The following is a 10,542-nucleotide window of genomic DNA, read 5'->3' as shown; positions in this document are numbered from 1 at the left end:
CGTCGCTTTCATATCGCTTCATCCAGTGTCTGATAGTATAATCAGACACTTGGTAGGTTTTCGTTAATTGACTGAGGGACTGCTTATGGCTCAGATACAACTGAAGGATTTCACATTTTTCTTCTACTGATTTTGGACTTCTTTTAGACATACGAAAACTCCCCTTATAGTGTCTAGTGAATTTTTGTTTTTTCACTGTCTACTATAAGGGGAGTATATCACTTGGTATAGTCTTTTCGTTTGCTTTTCGTACTAGGCAAGGAGCTGCAGGCTGTACTAGAGTACGGCAACGTGAGTTAACAAAGTAATAAAAGATAAACTAAACGACTATATTATTTGATGAGCGGTTAGCATAATCAGTGCAATCAATTCCACGCGCTCTACACCAAGATTCTACTACTGGTGCCAACACCAGATCTGTCTGACGCAAGGAAGCTATATCTCGAGTACCTAATATAGTCATGATTGCAACGATACTCTCACAAAAATCCTGCACTTCTGCAATCGCCTGCTCCACGGAATGCCCATCCTTTACCAACTGTAAGAAGCGGTTGGATAAACCTACTGTCTCCGCACCCAAGGCCAACAATTTGACAATATCTAACGGATTCTTAACACCACCCGAAGCAATGATCTGCGGACGACTAGTAGCAGGTAGACTCATAGCTTCTACCATGGAGATAAGAGTCGATTGCCCCCAACCATATAGATAGTCATAACTATTTTTTATCCGACGGGCATTCTCAATGCCCACAAAATCTGTCCCACCTACTCCAGAAATATCCACCGTTTCAACACCAATAGAAGCTAGGCGAGCGACTGTTTCACGACTCATTCCAAAGCCGACTTCTTTAACAATGACTGGCACCTCCAAAGAATGGACAAGGGTTTCTATATTTTTCATCCACATAGAAAAATCACGATCTCCCTCTGGCATGACGATTTCTTGAGGAGCATTCAAATGGATTTGTAAGGCATCGGCCTCTAGTAAGTCAATGGCCCTTTTAGCATTCTCTACATCATGGTGAGCACCCAAATTCGCAAAGATAATCCCATGTGGATTTTCTTTGCGCATAATTGAAAAGGTATGAGCAACACTCGAATCTTTGAGAGCTGCGCTGACTGAACCCGTTGCCAAAGGAATCTTGGTTTCACGTCCCAGAATTCCCAATAACTGGTTGATTTCCCCTGTCTTCTCACTACCTCCTGTCATAGCGTTGACAAAAAAGGGCATCTCTAACGCCAAACCAGCTACGGATGTCTTTAAGCTGACATCTGCCATCTTTATTTCTGGTAAAGAATGATGAACAAAACGCGTCTGCACTATGTCACTTGCTGATTCCATTGTAAATTGCTGATTAGCCAAGGCTACATGCTGATCTTTACGATTTGCTCCAACAACTTCATTTCCCAATATGACTTCTCCTATTTTCTATACGCATCAACGATTGAAAGGGGTAGCGGAGTAATTCCTGCTTCTTCCCAAGCCTTTGCAATTCTTTCTTTTTGTGCAGGGGAATCCACCAGACAAATCCCACAATCACCACCGCCAGCACCTGAAGATTTAGCAACAGCCCCCTCATCTATAGCTAACTGACACAAGCTATACAGCTGAGGAGTTTCAATCATCATTCCCATACCGGCTGAAAAGTCTTGCAACTGCTGCCGATTGGTTGCAATCGCTTCTCTGACTGCTATCTTGTCATTTTCTTGACAAGCACGAATCAACTTTTCCAAACAAGCACGATTAGTCCGTAAAAATTGGCGGTGAATTGCTTCTTTTGCTTCTTGATTGAGCTGATCTTGCATGCTTGCCACTAATTGATCAGTGGAAGCAGCAGAACCTGTCCAACCAACCAACAAATCTAATCCCTTTGGCAAATCAAGCGCTTGAATAGATAACTCTTTCCAGTCTTGCGCTACCAATTCAAGAATTGGCAAGCTAGTCATCGCTGCCTTGAGCCAGTTTCTGTCCACAGAATGATAGGCTACCATTCCTCCGAAACTAGATGCTGCAAGATCCCCAAAGGAACCTGTCATAGCAATTCGTAACTGGGCAAGTACTGCCAACTTGTACACCAAGATTGGCGCCAGCTCTTGTTGATAGTAGGATAATAAGACTTTAACTACAGCAACTGTCACAGCTCCCGAAGAGCCTAGCCCATACTTAGTACCAGACTGTTCATCATCTAAATCTGAACGAATTTCAAGACGATAAAGCGTGTCTACTTCCACTCCTAGGGCACGAACATAGTCTTCTACCACCTGCATACTACTGAGAATCAACTGGTAAGGCTTGGGGAAATCAGCACAAATCTGGTTCCCTCGACGCGACCATGCTACTTCAAGCTCCGGCTGTTGTGTGGAATAAATGCTCCCTATCTCTGCGCGCCGTAATTTTGCAAATAAGCACTGATCAACCGCTGCAATAAGCGCTGGATACCCTGCTTCAACGACCGCATATTCCCCTGCTAGATACAATTTCCCTGGTGCACTTGCCTCAAGCATGATCCACCCCTCTTGAAAAGGCTGCTTGTGAACCCTGCCAGTCTGCCTCTGATAAGGTATAGGCACCAGGTCCCGAAAGACTGGTCAAAACTTGCTCTGCTGGCAGATGCTCTTTCAAGGCTACAACCAAGCGCTCCATATCACTCGCGCGACAGAGAACCTTGACATTGGGACCAGCATCCATGGTCATATAAGCAGGCGCACCTAAATCTTCCCTCACCTGACGAACTGCTTCCTGCGCTCTTATGGTATCTGCTGTCCAATAAGTAAAAGGAGGGTTGGCAGACAGGGTCGTCGCATGCATTTTCATCCCATTATGCTCAGCAATTTGTCCTACTCTTTCAAAATCGTGCTGGGCAATCGCCAGCTTGATGTCTTGTAAGTCCTGGGCAGCTGTTTCAACCCACATAGGATAAAAAGGAGAGGTCTGAACGGTATGCTCCATACCTGCACGACTAGCAATCTTTTTCTTTCCTGTATCTACTGCTAGGATAATCATTCCAATATCCCAAGTGGCAGCATCAATCGGACGTGCTATGGAATCTGCTGAATTCGTTCCCATATCCCATTCTACAAAACCACCAAACAAGCTGCGGGTGCTAGAACCCGAACCACGTCGGGCAAAGGTCGATAATTGCTCACGTGACATTTCTAAGCCCAAGGCAGTTGAAGTTGCCAATGCTAGAGCCGCAAAGGCCGATGCTGAGCTAGCAAGACCTGCAGCTGTGGGTACAAAATTTAAACTCTCTACGCAGGCGAAACGCTTCTCACCTGTATATTCGCGAAACAAATCCAAAAATTGCGAAATTTTTTCAATTTCTTTTTCCGACTGTATTTCCTTGTTCAAGTAAAATACATCCGCTATCAAGGAGTCATCAAAGATAACCTTAGTATCTGTATAAAAGGCTTCCAGTGTCAATGACAAACTCGAGTTCATCGGTAAAAACAAGTCCCTATCCCGCTTGCCCCAGTATTTTATCAAAGCAATATTGGTATGAGCACGCGCAATTCCCACTTTCTTACTCATGTCGTTCTCCTAAGTATTGTATCCATGTTTGACTGGCACCTGCCCCTGCTAAGGATTGGGCAATTTTTTTAGCATCTTCTCTGGTTTTGGCAAGAGCAATCATACATCCCCCGCGACCGCCACCGGTTAATTTCGCTCCCAAAGCACCTTTCTCGCGGGCAAGCACCACCAGTCTATCCAAACTATCGTCTGATACTGTCAATTCTTGCAAGTAGCCTTGGGCTTGATTCATAACCTGGCCCAGCAATTCGGCCTGATTATGGACCAAGTAATCTCTCGCTCGATAGGTCAAGTCCCCGAGAGCCCTCACCCAGTTTTCCACCTCACTATGGTGTTGGTAAAGAAACGCTACATCGGTGATAGCCTCCAGCGTATTTCCTGTTTTCCCTGTATCTGCGACAACGAGATAGGCATCCAAAGAGAGGGCTACTGGCTCAATCGGTTGATTTTTGATGAAAAAGACAGGAGAGGTTCCCGTTACAGTCGTTGCATCAATTCCTGATGGATTCCCGTGGGCGATTTTTTCAGATGATTGGACAATCTCCCATAATTCCTCATCAGCTAGCGGTTTCTCATAAAAGGAGAATAAGGCTCGCGCTACTGCTACAGCCACTGCTGCACTCGACCCCATCCCTCGTTCTGCTGGAATAGTAGAGCGAATCTCAATATGAATGGCTGGGTCTGTTGGTGCTCCAATCCGATAGAGAGAAAAACGGATGGCATGTTTCAAACTCTCCCAGATTTTGGGCATTTCATGAACCAAACCTCGATAAAAATCACAACTAACCGAAAGAGCATGACCTTCCTTGCGAACCTCTGCTATAATTTGAACAGCAGAAAAAGGCATCGCAATAGCTGGCTGACCATAGACCACCGCATGCTCCCCCATCAAAATAATCTTTCCTGTTGATCTTCCTATTGTAACCATGATTTCTCCTTATGCACGTTATATTATACCATGTTTCCAGAAAAAGCTTCTATTATTTTACAACTCTCTTTTCTTCTCAATCCAATCGCTAAGTCGAACATAGCAAAAATTTGTTTTTCAATCCTAAAATCGCTACAATATTAGTAAAACCTGTATCCACAAGTAAGGTACCTTGTTTTTCAATTATCCAGCCTATTTTTTGAAAGAATATTGACTGTATATTGAAAAACATGAACGATGACTAGCAGTCAAGTAGCCTTGAATCGATATGTTGAGGTGTGAATATAGGTTCATTCGATACGACGAGGAATCAAGGCTATGAATATCAATCATTTAGTGCAACGTGCACCCAAAACTTTCCCCATTCTCCAGGCCACTTTTGGACTAGAACGCGAATCTTTGCGCATGAATACGAAACATCGCATCGCTCAAACACCCCATCCAGAAAAGCTAGGCGCTCGCAAGTTTCATCCCTATATCCAGACTGATTACAGCGAATCTCAACTGGAATTAATCACGCCTATTAGTCCGTCAACAAGCGAAGCCAGACGAGTGCTTGGAGCTATTACCGACGTGGCCTACCGCTCGATGAATAAAGACGAGTACCTCTGGCCACTGTCCATGCCACCTTATGCAAGCGAGGACGAGGTTCGCATTGCTCAACTTGACAATGTCTACGAATACCAATATCGGGAAAGCCTAGGAAAACGCTATGGAAAACTACTTCAAGCCATGTCAGGGATTCACTATAATATGGAATTCGGTTCCGACTTCGTCACACAATTATTTGAAACCAGCAACTATCACTCGCAGTTGGAATTTACCAACGATCTTTACCTGACCTTAGCCCAACAATTCCTGCGCTACCGCTGGTTTTTGACCTATTTATACGGTGCCAGTCCCATTGCTGAAAAAGAGGAGCTAAAGAAAGAGTTGAACCACCCTGTACGCTCTCTCCGCAATAGTTCCTACGGCTATGTTAATACCGATGATATCCACGTGTCCTTTGCCGATTTGGAAAGCTATGTCCGAGATATCGAACACTGTGTCGCAACAGGTCAGCTCTCTGCCGAAAAAGAGTTTTACTCAGCTGTACGCTTACGCGGTCACAAACACAACCGCGATTATTTGACAAAAGGCATTCGCTATTTAGAATTTCGCTGTTTTGACCTCAATCCCTTTGATTTTCTCGCTATTAGCCAAGAAACCTTGGACACCGTTCATCTCTTTATCCTTGCCCTTCTTTGGATCGATAGTCCAGAAGACATAGATAAAACCTTGAAAGCATCAGCAGAACTCAACAACCAGATTGCCCTTGCACACCCTCTCACTCCGCTACCCCCAGAGGCTAATACACAAGTCATTCTTGAGGCTATGAGTGCTGTCGCTTCTCATTTTCAATTAGGTGAGAAGTACCAAAAACTAGTAGAGAAAGTCAAGCAACAAGTTGCCCAGCCTGCATTGACCCTGTCAGGCCAACTTGTGACACATCTAAAACACCATTCCCTACAAGAATTCGCTCGTAAACAAGGGCAGAGTTTTCATGAACATGCCTGGACTGCCCCATATGCCCTCAAAGGTTATGAACACATGGAGCTTTCTACCCAGATGCTCATGTTTGATGCCATTCAAAAAGGGATTAATCTGGAGATTCTGGATGAAGACGATCAATTTCTTAAACTCTGGCACAAAAATCATGTGGAATATGTCAAGAATGGAAATATGACTTCCAAAGACAACTATGTCGTTCCCCTTGCCATGGCCAACAAAACAGTCACGAAAAAAATTCTCGCAGCAGCGGGATTTCCTGTTCCAGCAGGAGCAGAGTTTTCAACGAAAGCAGAAGCTCTACGCTACTATGGACAAGTTGAGAAGCAAGCTATTGTCGTCAAGCCAAAGTCAACGAACTTTGGTCTAGGCATTTCTATTTTCCAAGAGGGTACCAATCTGGAAGACTACGAAAAAGCCCTGGATATCGCCTTTTTAGAGGACAAACAGGTCTTGGTCGAACAATTTATCGCAGGTACCGAATACCGTTTCTTCGTCCTTAACGGAAAATGTGAAGCTGTATTGCTACGCGTCGCTGCAAATGTGGTCGGAGACGGAATTCATACGATTAGAGAATTGGTCCAGCTCAAAAATCAAGATCCGCTACGTGGTCGAGATCACCGCTCCCCCCTTGAAGTCATCAACCTTGGTGACATTGAAAGACTGATGCTCAGCCAGCAAGGCTACAGTCCAGAAACCATCTTAGAAGCTGGGCAAAGAGCAGAATTACGAGGCAACTCTAATATCTCGACAGGGGGTGATTCGATTGATGTCACGCATCAAATGAACGATAGCTACAAACAACTAGCGGCTGAGATGGCTACTGCTATGGGAGCCTGGGTTTGTGGGGTCGATTTGATTATTCCAAATCCTGCGCTTACTTCTACCAAGGACCAACCTAACTGTACCTGCATTGAGCTTAACTTTAACCCGTCCATGTATATGCACACCTACTGCTATCAAGGACCTGGACAGGCATTGACCCCTAAAATTATTGCCCAATTATTCCCTGAACTCAGTGATAAATACGAATAAACAGAAGCATTTCTAACATATCTCGTATCAAACTTGATTCCTTGCCCCTTTATGTGCTTCCCTGAACATCAAAATAAGGGGTAGCTACTTATTTTTACACTTTCTGTAGATGAGAATAGCGCAGACATGGGATTGATTTTGCAAATTGATCTCTTTCTGCTTTTCAAACCGCATTTAAACCTAAGCTGCTGGCATTTTACCTCTGTTATGCTATAATAAGTCTTATGGACAAAATGATTAAAACAATTTCAGAGAATGGGCACTTCCGTGCCTTTGTATTGGATAGTACAGAAACGGTTCGGCTTGCTCAGGAAAAGCATGATACCCTAGCTTCGGCAACGGTTGCTCTGGGTCGTACCTTGATTGCCGCCCAGATACTTGCCGCAAACGAAAAAGGGGACACCAAGATTACCCTCAAAATTCTAGGTGATAGCTCTCTTGGTGCTATTATTAGCGTGGCAGACACCCACGGGCAAGTCAAGGGCTACATTCAAAACCCAGACGTGGATTTGAAAAAAACAGCAACCGGTGAGGTCATCGTGGGTCCCCTCGTTGGGCAAGGTCACTTTTTAGTGATTACAGACTACGGTATCGGACATCCCTACCATTCTATGACTCCCTTGGTTTCAGGAGAAATTGGAGAAGATTTTGCCTATTTCTTAACTGAAAGCCAACAGACTCCATCAGCAGTCGGTCTCAATGTCTTGTTGGACCAAGAGGATAGGGTCAAGGTGGCAGGTGGTTTTCTCCTACAAGTCTTACCAGGAGCTACAGAAACTGAAATCGCACAATTTGAACAGCGAATCCAGAGCATGCCACCTATCTCTCAGCTGCTGACATCAAACAACCCTATCGAAGCACTTTTAGAAGCCATTTACGGTGGGCAAGCTTTCAAACGCCTATCCGAGTCTTCTCTCAGCTTCACCTGCGATTGCTCAAAAGAGCGCTTCTTAAACGCTCTTGCTAGCCTACCAAAAACCGATTTACAAGAAATGCAAGAAGAAGATAAGGGAGCAGCCATTACCTGTCAATTCTGCCAAAGCCACTATCAATTTGACGAAAATGACTTGGAGGAACTCATCAATGACTAATCTCAATACTCCATTTAGGATTGGAACTGTTGAAATCCCCAATCGAACAGTCCTAGCCCCAATGGCTGGAGTAACCAACTCTGCCTTTCGGACTATTGCTAAAGAGATGGGAGCAGGGCTTGTGGTCATGGAAATGATTTCAGAAAAAGGGCTGCTTTATAACAACGAAAAAACCCTGCACATGCTGCACATCGAAGAAAACGAAGCCCCCATGTCCATCCAACTTTTTGGTGGAGATGCGGACGGACTATCACGCGCTGCAGAATTTATCCAAAAAAATACCAAGGCAAATATCGTGGACATCAACATGGGCTGCCCTGTCAACAAGGTCATCAAAAATGAAGCCGGTGCCAAATGGCTTAAAGATCCAGATAAGATTTATCATATCATTAAGCAGGTCAGTTCTGTCCTTGATATTCCTTTGACTGTCAAAATGCGGACAGGATGGGCAAATCCTGATCTAGCTGTCGAAAACGCCCTTGCAGCAGAAAGTGCTGGGGTAGCAGCCCTTGCCATGCACGGTCGTACCCGAGAGCAAATGTATACCGGCACTGTTGACCTTGAAACACTCAGCAAAGTAGCAAAAGCTCTCACCAAGATTCCATTCATCGCAAACGGGGATATTCGTACCGTCCAAGATGCTCGCCAGCGAATCGAAGAAGTCGGTGCAGATGCGGTCATGGTGGGACGAACTGCCATGGGAAATCCTTACATTTTCGAACAGATCAATCACTATCTTGAAACAGGTGAAATCCTACCTGATTTGAGCTTTACCGACAAACTGAACATCGCCTTTGAACATCTGACTCGCCTCGTCAACCTCAAGGGGGAAACGATTGCCGTGCGTGAATTTCGAGGACTCGCCCCTCATTATCTACGGGGAACGGCTGGTGCTGCTAAAATTCGTGGAGCAGTAGCCCGTGCCGAATCAATGACAGAAGTTGAGGCACTCTTTCACCAAGCACGTGAAGCCTATAAATCATAAGAAGCTGGGAGTATTCCAGCTTTTTATAGTCGTTTCGTTTATCTTTTATTACTTCGTTCACTCACTTTGCCGTACTCCTGTACAGCCTGCAGCTCCTTGCCTAGTACTAAAAGCAAACTAAAAGACTATATCTCCCTTTTCTTTAGTAGTCACACTCAAAGAAAAGCAAAAATAGAGGAAGAAACGCAATCGAAGATAGAACATTGTTCCTCCCTATTTTAAGGAAACAGGCTGAAAAACTCCACTGGAGCTTTTCATTCATCAAGATAAGTGGACAAAGTATCGTCTTGATTTTCAAAGAGTATCTATATTCATCCAGAAACCATAACACCTCACATCACTATCAAAATGCCAACCAGGTCTTGCTAGATGCGCTGCCGTCTTACTCTTACTTGGTTTATATTCGTCAAACATCAATATCTGACCTTCCCAACTCACCTTGTAGCACCTCAGCCCTATCTTTAGTTTAGAGGACAATAGTGTTACTCTCCTTACCCCCAATCTTTCACTATTTAATGGCGAGAGCTAGTCAGTGCTTGATTGTTATAGTGTATGAGGACTAACTTCTCTATCGTCACAGGATAAAGATGCAGTGAAGAGGGCTAAATGATAGATTCCTTGTAAAATAAGAGGAGTTGACTTTTCCCTTACATTATTTCATAATAGAGAAAAGAAGCGCTTTATATCAGCACAAAGCTGATTGTTACACTGTAATGACGATAGAAAGTACTTTATCTACATTTCTAGCTCCTAAAAAAGTGAGGACAGCCATGAAATACTACCATACACTCAAAAATAGTCGGTTCGACATTTATTTTATCCTTATCATCATATTTATCTGGTCTATGATTGCTTGGTTTCCAACGAATATCCGTTTTCCTTTTGGAACTAGCTCTATATCTATTACTGATTTTCTCTTCCACTATTTTCTTCCAGTCAGCGGATGGCTTTCACTTCTAGCTTCTCTTCTTTTTAGAAGACTAAAGTTATTCCTATTTGGGCTTCTCTGCTTACAGCCGATAGTTGTCACACTGGCTTTATCCTACCTTATTTTCGGAATATTTGGACTAGATGCTCGATGAGTTGGTTCTATATAGTCTTTTAGTTTACTTTTTGTACTAGGCAAGGAGCTGCAGGCTGTACTGGAGTACGGCAAAGCGAGTGAATGAAGTAATATACTCCTTTAGTTTATAAACAGTATATGGTATAGTAGTTATATGGCATATGATTTAGATTTTAGGAACCGAGTATTAGAATACGTAACTGCTGGTCACAGCAAAAAAGAAACCTGTGCGCTTTTTGGCATTAGCACAAACACACTTTACGTTTGGGAAAAACAACTTTCAGAACAAGGGCATCTAGAGCGGAAAAAACGTGTTGCTAAGTCTCGCAAAATTCCCTTAGAACAGTTGGAAGCCTA

The 10,542-nt window shown here is 43.8% G+C and carries 9 protein-coding genes; 4 read left to right on the top strand and 5 right to left on the bottom strand.

The features are described 5' to 3' along the window. Positions 1–319: 319 nt before the first annotated feature. Genes fni through mvk form a run of 4 tightly spaced genes read right to left on the bottom strand, consistent with a single transcriptional unit; the run spans position 320 to position 4,463 of the window. Complete coding sequence (fni, locus tag E4T79_RS10260; protein ID WP_228063851.1) at positions 320–1,414, bottom strand: type 2 isopentenyl-diphosphate Delta-isomerase; 1,095 nt, start codon at positions 1,412–1,414, stop codon at positions 320–322. 11 nt (positions 1,415–1,425) lie between these two features. Further along, positions 1,426–2,508, bottom strand: coding sequence for a phosphomevalonate kinase (locus E4T79_RS10255; RefSeq protein WP_135029999.1), 1,083 nt, complete (start codon positions 2,506–2,508; stop codon positions 1,426–1,428). After that, the gene (mvaD, locus tag E4T79_RS10250) at positions 2,501–3,535 is read right to left on the bottom strand and encodes a diphosphomevalonate decarboxylase (protein ID WP_135029997.1); all 1,035 of its coding nucleotides are present in this window, start codon (positions 3,533–3,535) and stop codon (positions 2,501–2,503) included. The genes E4T79_RS10255 and mvaD overlap by 8 nt, the downstream gene beginning before the upstream one ends. Further along, positions 3,528–4,463 (bottom strand): mevalonate kinase, encoded by a 936-nt coding sequence (mvk, locus tag E4T79_RS10245; protein ID WP_135029995.1) that lies wholly within the window; start codon positions 4,461–4,463, stop codon positions 3,528–3,530. The genes mvaD and mvk overlap by 8 nt, the downstream gene beginning before the upstream one ends. 318 nt (positions 4,464–4,781) lie before the next feature. Here mvk and gshAB point away from each other — a divergent pair, with 318 nt between their 5' ends. The 3 genes from gshAB (at position 4,782) to dusB (ending at position 9,122) form a co-directional block, all read left to right on the top strand. After that, on the top strand, positions 4,782–7,046 hold the full coding sequence (gene gshAB, locus E4T79_RS10240) for a bifunctional glutamate--cysteine ligase GshA/glutathione synthetase GshB (RefSeq protein ID WP_135029993.1): 2,265 nt from the start codon (positions 4,782–4,784) through the stop codon (positions 7,044–7,046). Positions 7,047–7,270: 224 nt separating this feature from the next. Next, positions 7,271–8,137 (top strand): Hsp33 family molecular chaperone HslO, encoded by an 867-nt coding sequence (gene hslO / locus E4T79_RS10235; RefSeq protein WP_135029991.1) that lies wholly within the window; start codon positions 7,271–7,273, stop codon positions 8,135–8,137. Next, positions 8,130–9,122: a tRNA dihydrouridine synthase DusB gene (dusB, locus tag E4T79_RS10230; protein ID WP_135029988.1), complete on the top strand. Its 993-nt coding sequence runs from the start codon at positions 8,130–8,132 to the stop codon at positions 9,120–9,122. The genes hslO and dusB overlap by 8 nt, the downstream gene beginning before the upstream one ends. 294 nt (positions 9,123–9,416) lie before the next feature. Here the strand turns inward: dusB and E4T79_RS11180 are convergent, their stop codons facing one another. Continuing rightward, positions 9,417–9,560 (bottom strand): hypothetical protein, encoded by a 144-nt coding sequence (locus tag E4T79_RS11180; RefSeq protein WP_167752681.1) that lies wholly within the window; start codon positions 9,558–9,560, stop codon positions 9,417–9,419. 779 nt (positions 9,561–10,339) lie between these two features. Here E4T79_RS11180 and E4T79_RS10225 point away from each other — a divergent pair. Next, on the top strand, positions 10,340–10,542 hold a 203-nt coding region (locus E4T79_RS10225), incomplete at its 3' end, for an IS630 transposase-related protein (protein WP_167752654.1).

The sequence above is a fragment of the Streptococcus sp. LYSM12 genome (genome assembly GCF_004569635.1).
Classification (GTDB): Bacteria; Bacillota; Bacilli; order Lactobacillales; family Streptococcaceae; genus Streptococcus.
The sequence above is the reverse complement of the archived record's forward strand: the minus strand, read 5'-3'. Positions and strand labels throughout refer to the sequence as shown.